At 70.1% G+C, this 20,977-nt stretch carries 20 protein-coding genes; 8 read left to right on the top strand and 12 right to left on the bottom strand.

The annotated features are described in order from the left end of the window. Window positions 1-93 precede the first annotated feature (93 nt). Together ABZ717_RS26240 and ABZ717_RS26235 are read right to left on the bottom strand one after the other, a co-directional pair. Window positions 94-306, bottom strand: a complete 213-nt coding sequence (locus ABZ717_RS26240; protein ID WP_358515160.1) for a DUF397 domain-containing protein — start codon at window positions 304-306, stop codon at window positions 94-96. Further along, window positions 303-1,166: a helix-turn-helix transcriptional regulator gene (locus ABZ717_RS26235; RefSeq protein WP_358515157.1), complete on the bottom strand. Its 864-nt coding sequence runs from the start codon at window positions 1,164-1,166 to the stop codon at window positions 303-305. Before ABZ717_RS26235 ends, ABZ717_RS26240 begins: the two co-directional genes overlap by 4 nt. A gap of 218 nt (window positions 1,167-1,384) precedes the next feature. Here ABZ717_RS26235 and ABZ717_RS26230 point away from each other — a divergent pair, with 218 nt between their 5' ends. Then, window positions 1,385-1,921, top strand: coding sequence for an ATP-binding protein (locus ABZ717_RS26230; RefSeq protein WP_358515155.1), 537 nt, complete (start codon window positions 1,385-1,387; stop codon window positions 1,919-1,921). Beyond that, window positions 1,918-2,508 carry a hypothetical protein gene (locus tag ABZ717_RS26225; RefSeq protein ID WP_358515152.1) on the top strand — a complete coding sequence of 197 codons (591 nt, stop codon included), beginning with the start codon at window positions 1,918-1,920 and terminating at the stop codon, window positions 2,506-2,508. Before ABZ717_RS26230 ends, ABZ717_RS26225 begins: the two co-directional genes overlap by 4 nt. Window positions 2,509-2,636: 128 nt before the next feature. Here ABZ717_RS26225 and ABZ717_RS26220 read toward each other — a convergent pair whose 3' ends face one another. Continuing rightward, window positions 2,637-3,086: a VOC family protein gene (locus tag ABZ717_RS26220; protein ID WP_358515149.1), complete on the bottom strand. Its 450-nt coding sequence runs from the start codon at window positions 3,084-3,086 to the stop codon at window positions 2,637-2,639. Between the two features lie 65 nt (window positions 3,087-3,151). Here ABZ717_RS26220 and ABZ717_RS26215 point away from each other — a divergent pair, with 65 nt between their 5' ends. Continuing rightward, complete coding sequence (locus tag ABZ717_RS26215) at window positions 3,152-3,748, top strand: CGNR zinc finger domain-containing protein (protein ID WP_358515146.1); 597 nt, start codon at window positions 3,152-3,154, stop codon at window positions 3,746-3,748. 7 nt (window positions 3,749-3,755) lie between these two features. On the opposite strand, the gene ABZ717_RS26210 is transcribed toward ABZ717_RS26215, so the two are convergent. After that, the gene (locus ABZ717_RS26210; protein WP_358515143.1) at window positions 3,756-4,829 is read right to left on the bottom strand and encodes a hypothetical protein; all 1,074 of its coding nucleotides are present in this window, start codon (window positions 4,827-4,829) and stop codon (window positions 3,756-3,758) included. Window positions 4,830-4,920: 91 nt separating this feature from the next. Between ABZ717_RS26210 and ABZ717_RS26205 the strand changes: the two genes are divergently transcribed. Further along, on the top strand, window positions 4,921-5,646 hold the full coding sequence (locus tag ABZ717_RS26205) for a 3-keto-5-aminohexanoate cleavage protein (RefSeq protein ID WP_358515140.1): 726 nt from the start codon (window positions 4,921-4,923) through the stop codon (window positions 5,644-5,646). Window positions 5,647-5,677: 31 nt separating this feature from the next. Here the strand turns inward: ABZ717_RS26205 and ABZ717_RS26200 are convergent, their stop codons facing one another. From ABZ717_RS26200 to thpR, 3 genes are all read right to left on the bottom strand, one after another. Further along, window positions 5,678-6,031, bottom strand: coding sequence for a MerR family transcriptional regulator (locus ABZ717_RS26200; protein WP_358515136.1), 354 nt, complete (start codon window positions 6,029-6,031; stop codon window positions 5,678-5,680). Window positions 6,032-6,071: 40 nt separating this feature from the next. Further along, window positions 6,072-7,289, bottom strand: a complete 1,218-nt coding sequence (locus tag ABZ717_RS26195; protein ID WP_358515134.1) for an MFS transporter — start codon at window positions 7,287-7,289, stop codon at window positions 6,072-6,074. Window positions 7,290-7,450: 161 nt separating this feature from the next. Further along, window positions 7,451-8,032, bottom strand: coding sequence for an RNA 2',3'-cyclic phosphodiesterase (gene thpR, locus ABZ717_RS26190; protein WP_358515131.1), 582 nt, complete (start codon window positions 8,030-8,032; stop codon window positions 7,451-7,453). 76 nt (window positions 8,033-8,108) lie between these two features. Here thpR and ABZ717_RS26185 point away from each other — a divergent pair, with 76 nt between their 5' ends. Then, window positions 8,109-8,852, top strand: a complete 744-nt coding sequence (locus tag ABZ717_RS26185; protein ID WP_358515128.1) for a sulfite exporter TauE/SafE family protein — start codon at window positions 8,109-8,111, stop codon at window positions 8,850-8,852. On the opposite strand, the gene ABZ717_RS26180 is transcribed toward ABZ717_RS26185, so the two are convergent. Both ABZ717_RS26180 and ABZ717_RS26175 read right to left on the bottom strand, forming a co-directional pair. After that, a complete protein-coding gene (locus ABZ717_RS26180; protein ID WP_358515165.1) occupies window positions 8,842-10,218 on the bottom strand; it encodes an MFS transporter in 1,377 nt (458 codons plus the stop codon). The genes ABZ717_RS26185 and ABZ717_RS26180 overlap by 11 nt on opposite strands. 191 nt (window positions 10,219-10,409) lie before the next feature. Next, complete coding sequence (locus tag ABZ717_RS26175) at window positions 10,410-11,870, bottom strand: NCS2 family permease (protein WP_358515126.1); 1,461 nt, start codon at window positions 11,868-11,870, stop codon at window positions 10,410-10,412. A 218-nt stretch (window positions 11,871-12,088) separates the two neighbouring features. On the opposite strand from ABZ717_RS26175, the gene ABZ717_RS26170 reads away from it, so the two are divergent. Then, a complete protein-coding gene (locus tag ABZ717_RS26170; protein ID WP_358515123.1) occupies window positions 12,089-12,364 on the top strand; it encodes a DUF2530 domain-containing protein in 276 nt (91 codons plus the stop codon). 41 nt (window positions 12,365-12,405) lie between these two features. After that, the gene (locus ABZ717_RS26165) at window positions 12,406-13,902 is read left to right on the top strand and encodes a class I SAM-dependent methyltransferase (protein ID WP_358515120.1); all 1,497 of its coding nucleotides are present in this window, start codon (window positions 12,406-12,408) and stop codon (window positions 13,900-13,902) included. 15 nt (window positions 13,903-13,917) lie between these two features. Here the strand turns inward: ABZ717_RS26165 and ABZ717_RS26160 are convergent, their stop codons facing one another. Then, the gene (locus tag ABZ717_RS26160; RefSeq protein WP_358515118.1) at window positions 13,918-15,450 is read right to left on the bottom strand and encodes an MFS transporter; all 1,533 of its coding nucleotides are present in this window, start codon (window positions 15,448-15,450) and stop codon (window positions 13,918-13,920) included. A 134-nt stretch (window positions 15,451-15,584) separates the two neighbouring features. Between ABZ717_RS26160 and ABZ717_RS26155 the strand changes: the two genes are divergently transcribed. Continuing rightward, a complete protein-coding gene (locus ABZ717_RS26155) occupies window positions 15,585-16,460 on the top strand; it encodes an MOSC N-terminal beta barrel domain-containing protein (RefSeq protein ID WP_358515115.1) in 876 nt (291 codons plus the stop codon). A 60-nt stretch (window positions 16,461-16,520) separates the two neighbouring features. On the opposite strand, the gene ABZ717_RS26150 is transcribed toward ABZ717_RS26155, so the two are convergent. Together ABZ717_RS26150 and ABZ717_RS26145 are read right to left on the bottom strand one after the other, a co-directional pair. Continuing rightward, the gene (locus ABZ717_RS26150; protein WP_358515112.1) at window positions 16,521-19,661 is read right to left on the bottom strand and encodes an ATP-binding protein; all 3,141 of its coding nucleotides are present in this window, start codon (window positions 19,659-19,661) and stop codon (window positions 16,521-16,523) included. A 261-nt stretch (window positions 19,662-19,922) separates the two neighbouring features. Beyond that, complete coding sequence (locus ABZ717_RS26145) at window positions 19,923-20,678, bottom strand: DUF3027 domain-containing protein (protein WP_358515162.1); 756 nt, start codon at window positions 20,676-20,678, stop codon at window positions 19,923-19,925. Between the last annotated feature and the right edge of the window lie 299 nt (window positions 20,679-20,977).

The following is a 20,977-nucleotide window of genomic DNA, read 5'->3' as shown; positions in this document are numbered from 1 at the left end:
GGTCGACTCCGGCGCCGGAGTCGACCACAAGTACAAGACCACCGTTGCGGGTGGGGCCTCTGCGCCCCACCCGCGACGGTTGTGGGGGCTTCGTCAGCCGAGGTCGCGCTTGGCGGTGTGGAGGAAGGACTCCCACTCGCCGCTGGAGAAGAAGAGCGCTCCGAGTTCACGGTGCTTGGTGTCGCGAACCCCGGTGATCGGCCCCTCCGCGACCTCGACACATTCTCCACGGTCGTTCGTGTAACTCGCCTTGTGCCAAGGGACGGCGGGGATGAAGGATTCGTCGGTGGTCGTATTCGGAGTCATGACGGCCTTCTATATTCGTCGATCAGCGTCTTGAGGAGGGTCTGCGACTCGGAGGTGGAGAGCGCGGACGCCTGTAGTTGGTCAAAAGCTATCTCGTGTTCCACGATGTCCGCTTGGTCCTCGAAGAACAACCCGTTCGGGGGAACATCGACGAACAACGCGCGGTCGTTCTCCTCGAAGGTGAGCAGCGAGAACCCATAGGTGCGGGACATGCCCACGGATGCCGGTAGCACCTGGATATTGGTCGAGGCGCGCGCTGAGAGGGTCAACAGGTGGTCGAGCTGGACGGCCATGACCTCGGGTCCGCCGATGACGCAGCGCAGACAGGATTCGTCCAAGATCATCCAGATGCGTGGAGGCGCTTCCCGTTGCAGGACATTCGTATGGCGCTGCATACGCGCCTCCACCCGCCGACTGCGCTCTTCCTGATCTGGGACGAAGCCCCGGGCCATCATCGCCTCGATGTAGTCCGGGTGCTGGAGCAGGCCGGGGATCAGGCCGACTGTGTAGTGCTGGATCTTGGCCGCCTCATGCTCCAGGCCGTAGAAGGCTCCGATGCTGACGTCCTTGTACTGGAACCACCAGGGCTTCTGCGTGCGCGAGGCTTTGGCGATGTCGACCAGGTCCTCGCGTAGTTCATCGGTGGAGCCGTAGAGGCGGCACAGCTCGGAGACGTCGGCCGAGTTCAGGCGGATGAACTTGCCGGTCTCGATTCTGATGATCTTTCCGGGGTCCCAGCCCATGCGTTTGGAGACTTCCTCCTGCGACAGCTTCGCATGTGCGCGGAGCCGCTTGAGCTGGCTGACCAGATGACGGCGGCGAACGGGGGAACCCTGGGCCACGGCTGTCTCCTCGTGCATGTAGTGGACCTGCCCCATTATTCCAGCAATCGCAAAATACACTTTTCGGATATACGACTCTTGTTTTTTCCAATACATGGATTTTTTGTCTCTGGTGTATCACCATAGAGCTAGTGGAGCTGGCGACCGGTTCCGCACACGAAAAGGGCTCTGGCAGGTGCTGATGACACCCGCCAGAGCCGGGCCGACAACCAACCCTTCAAGCAGGAGTTGCCGACATGTCCATTGTCCCTGAAATCCCCACGCCCGCCTACCCGGGGCGGCGCTGGCAAGCCCGCCACTACCCCGGAACCCGCTCCACCTGCACCCGCTTCCGGGCGGAACTGCGCTCTGACCTGCATGCCCTGGCCGGGGTACCCCGCTCCCTGTGCGAGGACATCGAGCTGTGCGGCAGCGAGGCCTTCGCCAACGCCGTCACGCACTCCCGCTCTCAGCGTCCTGGCGGCACAGTGGTCCGCCTGCTCTCCACCCCGATCGTCATGGGCCGCGAGACCACCGTGCGCCTATCGGTCATCGACGACGGACCCCTGGACACCCAGCCCTTGTGCCCGCCGGTCCGGGGTTCGGTGGAGGAATGGGAAGAGGCCGAGTCCGGGCGCGGCTTGCTGCTCATCCACCAACTGGCGAGCGAGTGGGGCACCCAGCGCTGGACCGACCCGTCTCTGCCCGCCGCGCTCGGCACCGTGCTGTGGGCCGAGTTCACCTACCCCACGCCCGCGTCCACCACCACTTGCGTCTGCGGGGGTGGGCGATGAGCAACGCGACCATCCCCATGGACCTGCGCCGGGTGCTGGACGCACCCCGGGGTCGACGCTTCAGCCACACCCCACACCGCCCGGGAAGCCGCCCGGCAACGACATCGGCACCACGACCGGCACCGATCGACACCCCCCAGAGCAACGAAACCGGCCCCACGTCACTCCCGCCGCTGGTCTCGCTGGGCCGTACCCCCAGGGAACGTGCCCTCCTGGCCCACATGCCCGACACCCCCGGACTCCGCCGCCGACTCGAACGCGGAGACCTACCCGAATGGATGCGGATCGCCGCCACACGACGGGCCGAAGAACCCGACCGGCCCCAACCGCTCCCTTGGTGGCATGACCAGGTGCCCGACCGAGCCCCGGCCCCGGACCCGGACCGCGAGCCCGCCCATCCGCTACCGATCCCGCGCCCCCGCCGAGAACAAGTGCCGCCCCCGCCGCTCCCACGCAGGTCGGACCGGCCGCACCGTCCGGCGAGCCACCGCAAACCCCGCCGCCGGATCGGCCACCTGCTGACCGGCTACGCCCTGGCCGCACTGGCCGGCGCCATGGCCCAACCCTTGATCACCCTCCTGAGCTGACCCACCAGAACCCACTTCCAAAGGCCGCACCGGCGCACGGAGAGCGGTGCGGCCGGGGTTCGGGAGGAAAACAGGACACGACCAGGCATGAGAACCACTTCACGGCCTCTCAGCCGAGCAGGTGAGGACTACTGCACGTCGAACTCGTTGCCCTCTGGGTCCCTCATGCTCACGTGTGAGGCCCCGGGTTCCTCGACGACGGCGACGGAGACGGCGCCCAGTCCCTCCAGACGAGCCACTTCGACGTCACGCTCCCCCGGCGCCGTCCGTAGGTCCAGGTGCATCCGGTTCTTGACCGTCTTGGGTTCGGGCACCTGCTGGAACAGGATGCGTCGCCCCAGGCCGGCACCGGTGAACTCGTGCACGGGGTCCTCCGGATGACGGATGACCGCGATCGTGCGCCAGGCCTTGCGCCCGTCGACGACCGTGTAGTCGTCCTCCCCTGCCAACCCTTGAGCGAGCACGTGTTCGATGAGGGCGCTGTTGTCCTCCGGTTCGTAACCCATCGCCGCCGCCCAGAAGCGGGAGAGCGTGAGCGGCGCGGCACAGTCCACGACGATCTGGTAGTCGAGAGCCATCGTCCAACTCCTCCGATCAGGGACGGGACCCTACCCCGACCTCTGATTCCAGTTATACTGGTTACGTGAGACAGAGCACAACCGGCTTGCCGATGACACCGTCCGATGGTTCCGCCTACCTCTTCGACCCGGGGAGCCTGTGCCTGGAGCTGCTGGTCACCGGCGGCCCCGGTGATTTCGCCAGGTGGGAGGCCTTGCGCGAACCCGACGACCTGGCGCGCTGGCTGGCCGACTGCGGCCTGCGCCTCGACCCCGCCCGGGTCCGGGTCACCGAGGCCGAGCTCCGCGACGCCCGGGAGCTGCGCGACACCCTCCACCGCGCGCTGCGCGCCCTGCCGGAGCCTCCCGACGAAGCGGACGTCGCACGGATCAACGCGGCCGCGGAGCATCCGCCGCTCGCGCCCCGGTTGCTCGGTGACGGGAACACCACCTGGGTTCTGCCCTGCGACGCCGCACAGGCCCTGTCGGAGTTCGCCCGCGACGCCATCGACCTGCTCACCGGTGACCACGCCCACCGTGTCCGGGAGTGTTCCGCGCACGACTGTCGACTGCTGTTCGTGGACACCTCACGGCCGGGCAAGCGCCGCTGGTGTTCCATGGAACGCTGCGGGAACCGGGCCAAGGTCCGCGCCCTGCGCGAACGGCGGGCCGAGGCCCCGTGAATCCGACTCAGCCTCGGCGGGCGAGCCAGGTGATGGCGCCGATCAACACGACCGCGACGGCGACGCCCCCGAGGATGAGCGGGGTGGAGCCGATGGCCGCGCCCTGTTCCTCCTCGACGTCCTCGGTCGCCCCCTCCGGGGTGTCCGGGGACGACTCCGCCGGTTCGTCCACCACCGCGTGTTCGGGCCGTTGGTCCCCTTCCAACGGCACCCGCCAGACCGGGGCGTGTTCGCCCTCGGTGCCGGCCATGAGCCCGGTTCCCTCCGGGGTGAAGGCGATCGACTCGCCCTGGTCGCTCTCCGGCAGGTCGAAGGAGCCCACGGAAGTACCCGGGACACCGTCCGCGGAGTCGTAGATCGTCACGCCCCAGTAGGTACGGATGGCGTAACGGGTGCCGTCGGCGCTGAACGCGGCGTCGGTGGCGAACAGGGGCGCGGAGTCGACCCGCTCCAGCACGTTCTCCCCCTCGGGGTCCATGTTCTCGGGGGCCGCGTACACACCGCCGGAGAACTCCTTGGAGACCACGTACAGATGCCCGTCGCGCGGGTCGATCATCATGCCCTCGGCGTCGCGACCGCCGTCCTCGTAGGTGAAGGTCAGCACCGCCGGATCCAGGACCATGTCGCCCAGGACCTCGGGTTCGGCGAAGTGGTACACCCGGATGTTCGGCCAGCCGCCGCCGAAGTTGTCGCCGATGTCGCCGACGAACACCGTCGGTTCCCCCTCCGGCCCCTCGGCGACGCTGACGGCCTCCCAGTCACGACGTTCCAGGTTCAGGGTGACCGTGGCGACGGTCTCCCCGTCCTCGTTCACGGCGTACACCTCGCTGGGGTGGTCACCGCTGTCGTTGTGCGTCCACCACACGCCCTCGTGGCGCAGCGACGGGGCCAACCCGCTGGACTCGGAGATGCGCGGGTCCTCGAACTCGAAGGCGATCTCCGACCCCTCCGGCCCCTCCCCACCGCGCGGGTAGTCCGTCCCCCCGTCCCCGTCCTCGGGAAGCTCCGTCTCAGCCGCGGCGGGCACCGCGGAGGCGAGGAGGAACAGGGCAGCCGCGCAGAGGGCCAGAGGAGTTCTCATACCGGCCATCCTGCCAGGGGCGGGCACAAGTGGCTTGCACCCGGGCGCGAACGGGCACATTCGGCTTACAGAGCGCCGTAAGGAGAGTCCTATGAGGATCGTCGCCTGTCTCAACGGTGATCGCCGCCCGGGTGCCCACCCCTCCCTGCCCGTGTCCGTCGACCAACTCGTCGCCGACGCCCACTCCGTGGTGGAAGCGGGTGCGACCGCCCTCCACGTTCACCCACGCGATCCGAATGGAGCCGAGTCGCTGGAGCCGTCCGTGGTGTCGGCGCTGATGGAGCGGTTACGGGCCGACGGCCCCGACGTCCCGGTGTCCCTGACCACGTCCCTCTCCGCCGAGTCGGACCCGTGGAGACGTTACGACCTGGTGCAGAGGTGGGCGTCACCCACCCTGCCCGACTCGGTTTCGGTGAACCTGCACGAGGCGGGGTCGGTGGACCTGATCCACCTGTTGGGCGATCGCCGCGTGGAGGTGGAGGCCGGGGTGTGGACGGTGGACGCGGCCCGGATCCTGGTGGCCACCGGGATCGAGGTCGCCACCGTGCTGGTGGAGCCCACCCAGGTGGCCATCGAGGACGCGCGGCGCAACGCGGACGCGATCAACACCCTGCTGGACCGTGCGAGGGTGCGCACGCCGCGGTTGCTGCACGGAGCGGACGCCACAGCGTGGCCGATGTTGGAGGCCGCCCTGGACGCCGGGTACGACGTCCGGATGGGCCTGGAGGACACGATGCGACTGCCGGACGGCACGGAGGCCTACGACAACGCCGCGCTCGTCGCCCACGCGGTCGGTCTGGCCACCACCACCGCCTGAGTCCGATCGCGCCCTCCCACGTTCCGCGCCTCTACGCCCCGCGGTTCTCGGCCAGGCGACGTTCGAGACGTTCCTCGGTCGCCGAGAGCGCGTCGATGCGTTCGCGGACCGCCCGGAGCCTTTGCTCGTAGAGGGCGACGGCCGCGGCGCAGTCGGGTTCGCGGATCAGGTCCAGTTCGAGGCAGGCCCGCAGTTCCCCGATGTCCTCGGAGGTCAGCCCGGACTCCAGGAGCAACCGAATGTTGCGGACCCGGTCGACCGCGTCCGGTCCGTATTCGCGGTAGCCGTTCTCGGCCCGTTCGGAGGCCAGGAGTCCTCGCTTCTCGTAGTAACGCAGGGAGCGCACGCTGGCGCCGCTGAGTTCGGCGAGTTCTCCGATGCGCATGGATCCTCCGTGTCCCGTCGCCGTCACCATCCGTCCCAGACTAGGCTCCGCTCCCCTGGCGGACCAGGGGCTCGGGAACCTCGGTGGGGTATCGGCGAACGGACAGGACCATCACCACCAGGGCCACGAGTCCGATGACCGCGGCGGCCGCGGGCACCGCCGCGCCCCCGGAGGAGGCCACCACCGCCCCACCGACCATGCTCGCAACCGCGGTGCCCACGTAGAGTCCGCCGGTGTTGAGGGCGAGGGCCTCGGTGCCGGCGTCCCCGGCCAGGCGGAGCAGTCGGGCGCTCATGGGCGCGGCGAAACCCCAGGCGGCGAAACCCCACACCGCGAAGACCCCGCCCAGGGCCCACACCGGGAGCCCTCCATCGGTCAGCGGGGCGAGGAGCGCCAGGACGACACTGGTGGCCACCATCCCGACGAAGGTGACCAACAGGACCCGGTCGGCGCCCCACCGGTCGGTGGCCCGCCCGCACGCCAGGGTGCCGAGCGCGCCGGCCACACCGATCGTGGCGATCAGGGGAGCCAGGACCACGCCCGAGGAACCGGTGAGGTCCACGGTGACCGGAGCGACGTAGGTGTAGGTCATGAAACCGCAGCTCGCGCCCAGGACGGTCCCGGTGACGCAGAACAGGATCGCGGGACGGGCCAACGCCCTGAACTGCTCACGCGGGCCCGTCTGCGAGGATCCGGGGAGTGAGGGCAGCAGAACGGCCGAAGCGGCCAGCACGAGGCAGGTGAGGACGGCCACCGCCACGAAGGCCGCGCGCCAACCGAAGGCGGCACCGAGCACCGTGCCGACCGGCACCCCCAGGAACAGCGACACGGTGAGGCCCGCCGCCACCATTCCGACCGCGCGACCGGTGCGTTCGGGCGCGGACAGCCCCGCCGCCATGGCGAAGGCCACCGGGGTGATGAGGGCCGCCACCAGCGCGGCGCAGACCCGCAGCGCCATCAGCGCGACGTACCCGGGAGCCAGGGCGGTGATCAGGTTGACCAGCGCGAACAGGGCGAGCGCGCCGAGCAGCAGGGCGCGTCGGGGCAGGCGGGCCGTGGCCACGGCCAACGGCGGCGCCGCGACGGCGTAGGTGATCGAGAAGACCGTGACCAGCTGTCCGGCCGCGGCCGTGCCCACGTGGAGGTCCTGGGCGATGACGGGGAGGAGTCCGGCGATGAGCAGGTCGTCGGTACCGACGGCGAAGGCGGCCAGGGTCAGGCAGAGCAGCCACCCCGGACGTGGTGTGCGTGAGGACATGCCGGAACGCTAAAACCCTGACACAGGTGTCAGGGTCAAGTCGCGCCTCGGTCGGGCCCGGCCCGGTCAGCCGAGGAGGGCGCCCAGGATCACGATCGCCATGATCGAGGCGAGCACCACTGGCAGCAGCCAGCGCTGCTTGCGGTTGTTGGTCAGCATGCTCATGACGTGCCGCGCTCCGGTGCTCGTTGGGATTCGCCATCCCAGGGTAGTCGCCAGGTCCGGGCGGTCCGGTAGCGGTCCGCCCTTCCGGGCCGGCTCTCCACCAGGTCGATTCGATCGGCCCGCCAACCGATCCGAGGCGGGTGTCCCAGCGCGTGCAGGATCTGGGCGGGGGAACGCGGTGGGCGGGCGCGGGCGAGGGTGAGGTGCGGCACGAAGGGACGTGACGCGACGGGCACCTCGTTCGTGCGCGCGACCGCGGTCAGGTCGTGGACGAGCCCTTCCAGTGGGCCGGTCACTCCCGCCCAGAACACCGAGGCGGGACCGTCGCTTCGGGGAAAGGCGCCCCAACCGTCGAGCGCCAGGTCGGGTGCGGGGTGGCCGTGGACGGCGCGCTCCAGCGCGTCGGCGAGCCCGGGGGCGCGTTCGTCGGCCACCTCACCGAGGAACAGCAGGGTGAGGTGCCACTCCTCGCGTCGGGTCCAGCGCAACCCCGGTTCGTGCCCACGTCCTCGGCGCACGGCCTCGCCCAGTGCGTCCAGGACCTCCCGGGGAGGCCACAGCGCGACGAACAACCTCATGGGGTCATCCCCTCCTCTCGTAGGCGAAACGTCCTGCTCGGGTTAGGGTCGCCGGGTCCCCTCCGAACTCTTCCCCGTGAGCCGCCCCATGTTCGTCCTCGCCGGTGTGTTCGTCGTGCTCACCTTGGCGGCGCTGGTCCGGATCACCGCCGGGTTCGGCTTCGCCCTGGTGTCCGTCCCCTTGCTGGCGCTGCTGTTGGACCCGGTGACCTCGGTGGTGCTCGCCGCGACCTTGTCGGTTCCGCTGAACCTGTGGGTGGCGATCGGCGACCGGGCGCACGTGGACCGCAAGGGTTCTGTGTTGTTGTCGGGGTGTGTGCTCGTCGGGGTCCCGTTCGGTCTGTGGGCGCTCAACGTCGTGCCCGAGTCGACGTTGTTGCTGCTGATCGCGCTCTCGGTGGTCGTGGGGACCCTGCTGGTGGGGCTGCGGGTACGGGTGCCCGGTGGGATGGGCGCGGTGGCGGGGATGAGCGTGCTCTCCGGTGCGTCCTTCGCCGCGACCGCGATCGACGGGCCGCTCCTGGTGGCCGGCCTCCAGGGGTCCCGGCTGGCCGATCTCCCACCGAGGATCCAACGCGCCACGCTGGCGGTGGCGTTCTCCGTCACGAGTGCGGCGACGCTGGTGGGGTTCGGGTTCGGCGGTCAGCTGACCCCGCAGGTGGGCGGCCTGGTGGCGGTGGGTGTTCCGGCCCTGCTGCTCGGCACCTTCGCCGGGGAACGGTTGTTCCGGAGGTTGGACGCCGAACTCTTCCGCCGCACCGTCCTGGTGCTGTTGGTGGTGAGTTCGGTGTCCATGGTCACGCGGGTGGTCACCGCCTGACCCCCCACGCCCCCTCCGGTGCCGCGACGCGGTCCGCCTCGGGAACACCCCGTCGATCCGTCTCGGGAACCTCCGGCGAACCGGACGCCGTACCTGATTCGGGGTCGGCCGCGACTCCGGTGGAGCCGCGCCGGCGGGCCGGCAGCAGTTCGCGCGCGTGGACGCCCTTGATCCGCAGGAGCATGGCCGAGAGCACGGCGACCACGACCATGGTGACCGCACCGCCCACGATGAGGCTGACCCTGGGGCCGAACGCGTCGGCGAGCATGCCCACCACCGGGGCGCCGATCGGGGCCACGCCCATGAACACCAACAGGAACATGCTCATCGCCCGTCCTCGCATCCGAGGGTCGACGCTGAGCTGGAAGGTGGCGTTGAGGGTGGTCACGTAGGTCATGAAGAGCACGCCCATGGGGACCAGGACCACGACGAACGCCACGTAGCCGGGCATGAACCCGGCGATCAACTGGGTGACCCCGAAGCCCATCGAACCGATGAGCACCAGTCGCAGCCGTGGGTGTTCGCGTCGGGCGGCCAACAGCGCGCCCGCGAGCGCGCCCACCGCGAGGGCCGCGGCGGCCACTCCGAACGCCTCGGCTCCGCTCTCGAACACGTTGTTGACCATGAGCGCGATCTGGTTCTGGCTGTTGGCGCCGAAGAACTGCACCGAAGCCGCCAAGGCCAACAGCACGACGAGGTCGCGTCTGCCACCGATGTAGCGCAGCCCCTCCCTGATCTGGCCCTTGCCGCGCGGCACGCGGTCGGTGGAGTTGAGCTCACCGGCGCGGATCATCAGCAGCGCCACGATCGTGAAACCGAACGAGGCGCCGTTGATCATGAACACGGGGCCGCTGCCGATGAGGCCGATCAACAGACCGGCGATGGCGGGCCCGGTGACCCGTCCGAGCTGGAAGCTGGCGCTGTTCAGGGCGATCGCGTTAGGCAGCAGGTCGCGGTCGACCATCTCCGGGACGAACGCCTGCCGCCCCGGGTTGTCGAGCACGGTGATCATGCCGAGGCCGAAGGCGAAGAGGTACACGTGCCAGACCTCGGCGGCGCCGAGGGTGGCCAGCACACCGAGCGCCACGGCCAATACGCCCATGGCGGCCTGGGTCAGGACCAGCAGGCGACGCTTGTCAAAACGGTCGACCATGGCGCCGCCCCAGAGCCCGAAGAAGAGCATGGGCAGGAACTGTAGGGCGGTGGTCATGCCCAGCGCGATACCGCTTCCGCCGCTGAGCTGGAGCACCAGCCAGTCCTGGGCGATGCGCTGCATCCAGGTGCCGGGGTTGGACACGAGCTGGCCCAAGGCGTAGATCCGGTAGTTGCGCACGCCCAGCGAACGGAACATCGCGATACGTCGCATCATCCCCTCCCCTGTCGGGCGAACCCGTGGAGGGGGGCTGAAACCAGCATCGTGGCGGAGGTACGGGAACAAAGAAGTAAACGGCGTTGACTCATCACTCGGGTCAACGCCGTTCACCGCCGCTTCCATTCCCCGTCACCCGTGGGACGACCCCACGTGTGACGGGGAACGCGGTTCGATCCGCGGCGGGATCAGCCGATCAGGGCGTAGATCGCCGGTTCCGCGAAGTGGATCAGGAAGACCACCGAGATGAGCCAGAGCAGCGGGTGCACTCGGCGCGCGCGCCCCGTGACCAACATGACGAAGGCGAAGCCGAGCAGACCGAACCCGATGCCGTTCGCGATCGAGTAGGTGAACGGCATCATGATGATCGCCAGGAAGGAGCCGATGCCGATCGCCGGGTCCTTGAAGTCGATGTTGGTGACCTGGGTGAGCATCATGAAGCCCACGATCACCAGCACCGGTGTGGCGGCCTCGAAGGGCACCAGGCTCACCAGCGGGGTGAAGAGCGTCGCGATCATGAACATCGCACCGGTGACGATCGGCGCGATACCGGTACGGGCGCCCTCACCGACACCCGCGGCGGACTCGGCGTACAGGGTCGCGACCGACGCCGAACCCAGACCACCGAGGATGGTGCCCACGGAGTCGGCGACCAGGACCTCACGGGTGCCCTCGATGTTGCCGTCGTCGTCGGCCAGGCCACCCTGGTGCGCGACACCCACCATGGTGCCCATGGTGTCGAAGAAGTCCGCCAGGAGCAGCGTGAAGATCAGCATGAGCACGGTGGCGACACCGACGTCGGACCACCGCTCGGCGATGTTGAACCCGCCTTCGGTGAAGAGGCCGAGAAGGGAGACGTCGGGCACCGCCACGAGGTCGTCCACGCTGGTGGGAATGCTGGGAACGGTGAGCGCCCAGCCGAGGCCCTCCCCGCCGTCACCGAGCAGGGTCTCCACCACGATGGCGAGGGCCGTGGCGACCACGATGCCCAGGAGCAGGGCACCTCGGACGTTGCGCACGTAGAGGGCGATGCTGACCAGGAGACCGATGACGAAGATCAGGATGGGCCAGCCGTTGAGGCCGCCGTTGCCCAACTGGACCAGGGTGCCGTCACCGGCCTGGATGAAGCCGGCGTTCACCAGGCCGATCAGGGCGAGGAAGAGACCCACACCGACGGCGATCGCGACCTTGAGGCCGGGCGGGATCGCGGCGAACACGGCGGTACGGAACCCGGTGATCACCAGGATCAAGAGCAGGACGCCCTCGACGATGATCAGCAGGAAGACGTCCGCCCAGGACATCAGGGGGGCGATCCCGTAAGCGACGACCGCGTTGAGGCCCATACCCGCGGCGATGGCGAACGGGTAGCGGCTGACCACACCCATGAGGACACAGGAGAGGGCCGCCACCAGCGCGGTCATGGCGGCGACGCCCGGGAGCCCCAGGGTGTCCCCGTTGACGTCCTCGGCGGTGCCGATGATCAGTGGGTTGAGGACCACGATGTAGGCCATGGCGAAGAAGGTCGCCATGCCGCCTCGGATCTCGGTTCCGAGGGTCGAACCACGTTCCGTGATCTTGAAGTAGCGGTCGATCGGCCCCGTGGGCCGTCTGGTGTGTTCGTCGGTGGGGGATGGATTCGATGCGTTCACGTCGTCAGCCTGACCTGCTCGTGTTACGGGACATCAAGGATTGTGCGCCAGATTAGTTGCATATTCGTACAACAGCATCCTCTGGAGTCACTCCAGTTTTGTACAAATCGCCATGTGATCGGATGATCGGATCTCCAAATGTGAGCAACGCATCTCCGCTCCGACCTCCCACGACGCATCCTCCCCCTCGGACCGGCGGCACCGGATAGCCTGAACCCGTGCGCAAACCTCGCCGACCAGACCCGGAAGTTCACGAGACCGACTACCGAGTGCCGGCCGCCATCGGTACCGGCGCGTGGGCGGTCGCGCTCATCGTGCTGCTCGTCATGGGCGACTCCTTGCCCGACTCCGAACGCTGGTGGATCGGTGTCTGTGTGACCGGAATCGCCCTCGGCGTCTTCGGTTTCCTCTACATCCCCCATCTCCTCCGCAAGCGCGGAGAGACGGTCGAACACGCCGACGGAAGGATCGAGGACCGTTCCGAAACCCCCTGACCTGTGCCGGCCGCACCGTGAACCTGCCCGATAATGGGCGAGTGTCTGAGACAGAATTCCCGCGCGGTCTCGCCGACCGTCTTCGCGGCATCCTCATCGACGCCGACTACACGGTGTCCGGGGTCCGCGACCGGCTCGGCGACGCCGCCGCAAAGGCCTTGGCCCGCGAACAGCTGGTGCCCGCCCTGCGCGCCACCGGCGGAGAGGAACGCCTCGGACTGCTGCTGCGCCTGTGGTGGCTGCGCGGCGCCGTCCCGCTCCGCGCCGCCCGCGGCATCCTTCCCGTGGACGAACTCGCCGAAGCCGGCCTGGTGCGCGTCGACGACGGACCCGAGGGTCAGGTGGTCCGAGCACTGGTGCACCTGGGCCCCTGGGAACTGGAGGACGGCCGCCCGGGCTTCGTGGTGTCCGACCCCAAGGTGCGTCCCGGCAGCGGTGACGTCCCCGGCCACGACCACGTCGTGGGCACGGGCGGGGCCTCCGCGAACCTGTCCCGGTTGATGGTCGACGGGCCCTTCGAACGCGCACTGGACCTGGGCACCGGCTGTGGGGTCCAGGCCCTGCACTTGGCTTCCAGGGCACGTGAGGTGGTGGCCACCGACCTCAACCCGCGCGCCGTCCACCTGGCGGGGATCAGCCTCGCGCTGTCCGGGGTCCACGACGCCCGTCTGCTCCAGGGTTCGCTGTTCGAACCGGTCAAGGACGAACGCTTCGACCTGATCGTGTCCAACCCGCCCTTCGTCATCACCCCCGACGCGGCCCGATACACCTACCGCGAGTCCGACCTGCCGGGCGACACCGTCTGCGCCGAACTGGTCAGACAGGCCCCCGCCCATCTCACCGACGGCGGCTGGGCCCAGTTCCTGGCCAACTGGACCCACACCGACGGCGACGACTGGGAGGACCGGGTCGGTGGATGGATCACCGGCACCGGCTGTTCTGGCTGGGTGGTCCAGCGCGACGTCCAGGACCCGGCCGAGTACGTGGAACTGTGGCTACGAGACTCCTGCGAGCACGGGACCCCCGAGTACACGCGGCGCTACGACGCCTGGCTGGACTACTTCGAGCGCGAGGGCATCAAGGGCATCGGGTTCGGCTGGATCAGTCTGCGCAACGACGTCGCCCAGGACGCCACGGTCCGGGTCGAGGAACTGCGACACGACATCGAGCAGCCCGTGGGGCGCTACCTGCCGGACGTGGTGGACGGATCGATGACCGCGCGACGGCTCACCGACGCCGCCCTGTTGGCGGCGCACGTGGCGCTCGCACCCGGTGTGGTCGAGGAGCGAGTGGGCGTGCCGGGCGCGCCCGACCCGGAGAAGATCCTGCTCCGGCAGCGGGAGGGCCTGCACCGGGTGGCCCGGATCGGCACCGTGGAGGCGGCCCTGGCCAGCGTCTGCGACGGCACCATGCCGGTCGGTCCGCTGTTGGACGCGATCGCCGAGCTCATGGGCGAGGACCAGGAGACCGTCCGCGAACGCACCCCGGACGCGCTGCGCACCCTCATCTCCGAGGGTTTCTTCCGCGTCACCCGCTGATCCGACGGGGGCGGCTCACCCTTGCGCGGGGGTCGTCTCCGAGGCGCTCCCCCGCTTGTACAGGAATCCGAACAGGCCGCTCGCCGTCAGTACGACGACGGCGATGAGCAGGGTCGCCCGGTAGCCGTTGTCGAAGGCGTGGACGGCCTCCGCCAGCAGTGCGGCCGCGGCGTCCTCCTCCATCCCCGCGGCGACCCCGCGGGCCTCGTCCAGCCCGCCGGCCGCCTCGGCGGGGGCGCCCTCGGGCAGGGCGACGGTCCGGGCGTAGACGGCGGAGAGCAGGCTGCCCAGGATCGCCACGCCGGTCAGGCTGCCGAGTTCGTAGGAGACCTCCTCCACAGAGGAGGCCATCCCGGCCCGGTGTTCGGGCGCGTACCCCACGATCGCGGCGGAGGCGGCGGTCATCGCGGCCCCGGTGCCGGCGCCCGCAACCAGCAACCCGGTGACCGTCCAGGCGAGCGGGAGGTTCGAGGTGAACAGGATCAACGCCGTGCCCGCCGCGGTCACCAACAGGCCGGTGCCGATCACCGGTCGCGTGCCCAGACGGGACAGGAGCGCCCCGGCGGTGACACCGACCGGTAGCGCGCCCAGGGCCATGGCGGCCACCACCGCCCCCGCGTGGAACGGGGTCAGGTCCAGCACCAGTTGAAGGCGTTGGGTCAGCACCAGCTGTACCCCGGCGACGGCGAACATCGCCATGGCCGCGGCCAGCACCCCGATGAGGATGCGCGGGTCGCGCAGCAGCGCGAAGTCGATCAACGGGTAGGGGCGTCCTCGTTGGCGACGTACGAAGGTCCACCAACCCGCCACCGAGACCACCAGCGCCGCGAGCACCGCCGTGGCCCGGGGTTCCGGCCCGGTGACCTCCTTGATCGCGTACACCGCGCCCGCCAGACCGGCCATCACCTGGACCGAACCGATCAGGTCCCAGGGGTGGTCGGAACCGCCCGAGCCACCCGGCGCGACCACGGCCGCCAGCACCAGGGCCACCAGCACGATCGGCACGTTCACCAGGAAGACCGAGCCCCACCAGAAGTACGCCAGCAGGAGCCCGCCGACGATCGGTCCGATGGCGGCGCCCACCATGGCCATGGTCCCCCACACGCCGATCGCGATGCCGCGCTCGTGTTCGTCGGTGAAGGTGATCCGGATCAGCGACAGGGTGGCGGGCATCATCGCGGCGGCGCCCACCGCGAGGAAGGCGCGCCCGGCGACCAGGATCTCCGGGATCGTGGCGTAGGCGGCCACCAGGGACGCCGACCCGAACAGGACCAGCCCGATCAGGTACATGCGTTTGTGCCCGACCCGGTCGCCGAGGGTCCCGGCGCCCAGCAACAGCCCCGCCATGACCAGGGGATAGGCGTTGATGATCCACAGACGCTGGGAGGCGTTCGCGCCGAGGTCGGCGCTCAAGGTGGGCAGCGCCGTGTACAGCACCGTCATGTCCACCGAGATCAGCAGCAGCCCGGCGGAGACCGCGGCCAGGACCAGCCACCTTCGGGCCGGACCCAGGACCGGTGCTTCGGTCCCATTCCTCACGTCGCTCACGAACGCCCCTTTCGCCACTCCCCATCCTGCCGGTCCGGTCGACGGAACGCACCATCAGGGCGGTCCCGACGCCCAGGGCGATCGGGTCGGAGTGGTCGGAGCGGTCGGATCGGTGGTTCCACTAACTTGGTCGCATGGCCCCTGAACCCATCGCCCGTGTGAGCGTGCTCGTCACCTACCCCGTGAAGGGGTGCGCGGGCGTCCCGCTGTCGACCTCCAAGGTCACCGCCGCCGGTCTCGCCCACGACCGCTCCTTCATGGTGGTCGACGACTCCGGCACCTTCCGCAGCCAGCGGAGGGACCCTCGGATGGCGCGGCTCGTCCCGGAGATCGACGCCGACGCCACCCGTCTGACGCTGCGGACCCCCGGGGCCGAACCACTCGAACTCAAGACCACCCTCGACGGCCCGCGCCTGGACGTCACCGTGCACGGGAACCCCTTTCAGGGCGTTGACCAGGGCGAGGAGGCCGCCGCGTGGTTGACGGAGGTGCTCGGTTCGTCCAGCAGGCTCGTGCGGGTGCCCGACGACCACCGGCGCGAGACCAGGGGCCTGACCACCGGCACCGCGGGGTTCGCCGACGGCCACGCCGCCGTGTTGGCCTCGCTGTCCTCACTGGACCTGCTCAACGAACGCATCCTCGCCACCGGGGGCGAGCCCGTACCGATCTCGCGGTTCCGACCCAACGTCATCGTGTCCGGCTGGCCGGAGGCGCACACCGAGGACCGGGTGCGCAGGGTCCGCCTGGGCACCGCGGAGCTCGGTTACGCGAAGGTGTGCATCCGGTGCGCGGTGACCACCGTCGACCAGGAGACCGGTGACAAGCGCGGACCCGAACCGTTGCGCGCCCTGGCCGGATACCGACGCGCGGACGACGGCGGCGTGGCGTTCTGCTCGAAGTTCGCAGTGACCGCCCCCGGCGCCGTGTCCGTCGGCGACCCGTTGGAGGTCACCGAGTGGGCCGAGCCGGAGCAGGGTCTGGGCCCGCGCCTGGCGGACGCCCTCGCCTGAGCCGTGATCTCGCCACCGGTAGCGGGCCGGTGGCGAGATCCTCGGGGAGGTGGGAGGGGCCTAATCCAGGTCGGACTCGGCGAGCAGGTGCGCCGCGGCCGACGGATCGCGCAGCACCGCCGCCAACAGGTGGCGGCGCGACCACTGCCCGGCACGCCAGCACAGCGCCCGGGCCAGCCCCTCCGTGCCGGAGGCGTGCACCGTCCCGTCACCCGCGTACCAGTCCACCTCGACCCCGTCCACGGTGAGGGTCTGATGGTGCAGGTAGGTACGGTCCAAACCCTCCGACCCGTCGAGGAACAGCGCCGCCTCGTCCGGCACGGCGCGGATCCGCCCCGTGGAGTTCACCTTCCCGGTGACGACCTCGGAGGCCAGATCCAGGTCGAGGACGTCGGCCAACCGTTCGGCGGCGTCGGCCGCGGCCAACACCAGCGGCCGGTCCTCCAACAGGGGCAGCAGGTCCGGTGAGTCCACCACCACGGCGTCATCCGAGTCGGCGACCACGATCGAGCCGGCCCGGACGGCCCGCACCAGGTCGGGCGGGGCGACTCGGTCGGCGTCCAGATCCGCCAGGGCGGTCCACAGACGCCGCAGCGCGGAACGGTCGACGTGCCGGGCCGGATCGGCCAGTCGCCCCAGGAGGTCGTCGGGGCCATCGGGGTCGGCGAGCAGGTCGGGAAGGCTCCTGCGCACCCCCAGGGCCCGGGCGAACTCGGGGTCGATCTCGGCGGGCACCTCGTCGTAGAGGCCCAGGAGCCCGGGGTCGGCGTCGGCGGTGCGCAGCTCCACCGGCGCGCGATCGTTCAGCAGGGCACGGGTGCGCAACCACCAGGCGGTATAGGAGGGCGTGTCCACGACCCGGCCGTCCGACGTCAACAACCGCGCCGGTTCGGTGACGGCCGCACGCAGGGACCCGGAGGAGAGCATCGTCAAGGCCTTGGGCCAGGCGTCGTCGGCGATGTAGTCGAGGTCGGCCACGCACACCAGCTCGGGGACGACCGGAGGCAGCTCCGGATCGCCGAGACGTTCCAGGAGCTCGTCGGACCAGTCCTCCAGCCCTTCCGGACCGTCCTCCCCCGCGGCCCCGTCGAAGATCGAACCCGGGTCCTCCCCCAGGGCGACCTCCTCTGCGCGCACCACGGTGAGCCCCCACAGGGCGCCCACGGCCCGCAGCGCGTCGGATCCGTGCCTGCGGACGAGGTCCTCGTGCACGGTCCCGAACGGGGCGTCGTGGACCAGCAGTTCGGCCAACGGCGCGCCGGGGACCAGGAGTTCGGCGGCGACGGAGTAACCGTCCTCGTCGTCGCGCAGTGCGAGCTCGGACAGCCAGGGCAGGTCCTCGACGGTGACACCGGCGGCGGCGACCAGGTCCAGGACGGCCTCGGCGATCGGTTCGGGGTCCTCGGCGTCCAGGGACGTACGGACGGCGCCCTCGGTGTTGGGGTCGGCCAGTACCGTGGCGGCCTCCGCCTCGACCGCGCCCAGGCGCAACAGGAGCGGGTGGACGGCCTCGGGGTGGACCACGCGCACGCCCAGGGTCGCCAGGACGGCGGGGTCGAGCCGGTTGCCCTCGGCGTCGACCACCCGGGCCCAGTCGTCGGTGGGCAACAGCAGGGAGCGGGGACCGCGGACGAGCCGGTCGTCGGCCAAGGGCACCGGTAGGGACCCGAGTTCGTCGAGGTCGGCGCCGGCGGTGCCCGCGGTGGCCAGGGCCTTGTAAAGCGAGGCCCACCAGGAGGGCGGCCGTTGGGCGTCCCCGAGAAGGTCGGCGAGGTCGGCCAGGCCCAAGCGGCGCACGCGAAGCGAGACGAGTGCGGGGTGGCGAGGACTCCACGTGCCGGGCAGCAGCGGTGGGGCCGACTCCGCGAGCAGGTCGACGAGTTCGGGGACCCCGCTGGAACCGCCCGTGTCCAGGAGGACGGCGTCGCGCGGTGCGACGGGGTGTCCGACGGCGGTGACCAGGAACGCGGTGTCCAGGAGCGGTTCGGCGACATGGGCCCGGAAGACCGCGTCGATGGCACCGCCGCCCACCCGGGTGGCGGGCACCAGGTCGAGGGCGTCGCGGGGGTCGAATCGGCGCAGCAACGCGCAGTAGGCGTCGGCCGCCTCCGTGAGCAGCAGGTCGGTGGTGCCTCCGGGTTGCACCGAACGACGGTCCGAACCCAAGGGGAACGTTCCGATGAGCACCGCCGACAGGTCGAGTTCGGTGTCGGTGGGGGTCGGCGCGTGCACGACGCTCTCGACGTCGGCGGGCAGCGCCCCGACCCGGCCCTCCTCGTCGATCGGTACGGCCCAGGTCAGCGACCACGCGGTGCGTTCGCGGTCCTCGGTGGGCCGGTCCGAGAGCAGGTGGGGGTCGAACTCGCCGGAGCGGGACAGGGTCCGCCAACGGGTGACCCGGGTGCCGTCGTCGCTGTGGCCGGTGGTGACCAGGTCGATCCCGGCGGCCTCGTCACCCTCGGATCGGGTGAGCAGTCGTTCGGCGCCGTCGACCACGACGCGCACCTCGGACAGGCCCTCCAAGGCGAGCAGCAGCGCTTCACCGGTGCGCTCCAGCAGTTCCCGCACCCGTTCGCGGGCCCGCTCGTCCCGGAGCACCAAGGTGACGACCGTGTCGAAGTCGCCCTCGGGACGCTCCGGCAGCACGTCGGCGGGGAAGGGCAGCCTCAGCATCGGTACGTGCCCGGAGCGCCGCGCCACCTCGTCCGCGAGGTCGGCGTGGGTGCCGTTGACGTCCAGCAGGTCGGTGACCACGGCGCGGGCGCGTTCGGCGGAGAAGTGCACGGCCCCGTGCCCTGAGTCCACGACGACGTTGTCGCTGAGCGCCGCCACCGCGGAGAAACCGACCCCGAACCGGCCCACGGAGTCTTCGTCACCGCGTTTGGTGGAGGCTCGCAGGGTGGCGAGCGATTCCACCCCGTCCGAGGTCAGGTGGGCGCCGGTGTTGGCCGCGGTGAGACGGTCGCCGGCCAGTTCCAGGCGGAGCCGCCCGGGCACCCCGGCGCGTCGTGCGGCGTCGGCGGCGTTCTGCGCCAGTTCCACCACCACCCGGTCCCGGTAGCCGCCCAGCGCGAAGTCCTCTTCGGCGTTGGCGTCCTCCCGGAAGCGGGCGGGCGCGTCCGCCCACGCCGACAGCACGCGTCTGCGTAGTTCGGCGGTGTCGTAAGGATCGGTCACCGACGCGGTCACCGGCTCGGCCATGATGGTCTCCTCCTGCGCGGGGCACACGGTGCGATCGGTTCGGCGCGTGGGCGCGCACGATCCGGGCGAGGTGAGCCAATGGGTCGGCTCGACCCTAGCCCACCTCCCTCCCCCCGTCCCCCGGCCGTGGAGGCGGCGCGGCGCGTGGTGCCCGGGGTGTGAGGGGCGAACGGGGTCGGGACGTGCGAGGGCCCCGCCGCGGTGTGCGACGGGGCCCTCGTTTCGTGTTTTCCGGGTGGATCCGTGCCCGTGGTGGGACTCTCAGGAGTCGGAGGAGACCAGTTCCAGTTCCGTGGTGTCGTCGAAGACGATGTGGTCGTAACCCATCTCGTCGACGACCGGTCCGACCGGCTCGTTCTGCGGGCCGGGTCGACGGACCTCGGAGTGGGCGCCACAGCCGTGGTCGAGCGAGACGACCTTGCCGTCGTCGGGGGCGAACTCGTTGGTGCACACCCCGAACATCTGGCGCAGCTCACCGGCCAGCGGGGTCATGAAGCCGCAGGTGCCGCAGCGGGCCGGCGCGGCCGTGGCGACGGGGCTGCGCGGTCCGGCGTCGCCGTTGTACCAGCGCTCCGCGGCCTGTTCACGGCCGGTTTCGGAGAGTACCTGGCGACGGCCCAGTCCGAGCTCCCACACCATCTGCTTGTCCATGCCCTCGGCGTCGAGTTCGCTGTCGGGCACCTGCGCGTAACCGGGGACGAGTCGTTCGTCGCCTTCCTCGGTGGGCAGGAGGTCTCCCGCGCCGAGGTCGCCGGGGCGCACTCGTTCCTTCCATGGAACCCACTCGGGTGCAATGAGCGCACCCTCTCCGGGAAGCTGGACCACCTCGTTGACCGTGACGTTCCTGGCACGCGAAGCGCGCACCACGGTGACCGCGTAGGTCCATCCCGGGTATGAGGGGTCCAGGCACTCGAAGTAGTGGGTGACCAGGCGTGTGTCCTCGACCTGGGCGGTGAGGTGCTCACCCACCCATTCGGGTCGCCCGACCTCCGCCGCCACCGAGCGGGCCAGATCCACCGCGTCGATACATGCCTTGTCCGGTACAGGAGAACGTCGAGAAGGGCTCACGTCCCCCATTCTCACTGATCGCGGGCACCGATTTGACCACAAGGCCGGTCAAGGTTCGTCCGATTGCGACCTCTTGGTCATCTCTTGTCACACCGTCTGCCTGGAAGGTCGTTGCGGCCGGCCGGAACCGGCCGCTCTCCACCCCTCCCCCGCGTCTTCCGGTAACGATCGTCTCCTGATTCGTCACATGCGGGGAACCCGAGTGGCCCGGGACTCGGTCGTGGTGGCCGGCCTCGACGGCCACCACG

The sequence above is a fragment of the Nocardiopsis sp. NPDC006832 genome (assembly GCF_040635885.1).
GTDB lineage: Bacteria > Actinomycetota > Actinomycetes > Streptosporangiales > Streptosporangiaceae > Nocardiopsis.
The sequence above is the reverse complement of the archived record's forward strand: the minus strand, read 5'-3'. Positions and strand labels throughout refer to the sequence as shown.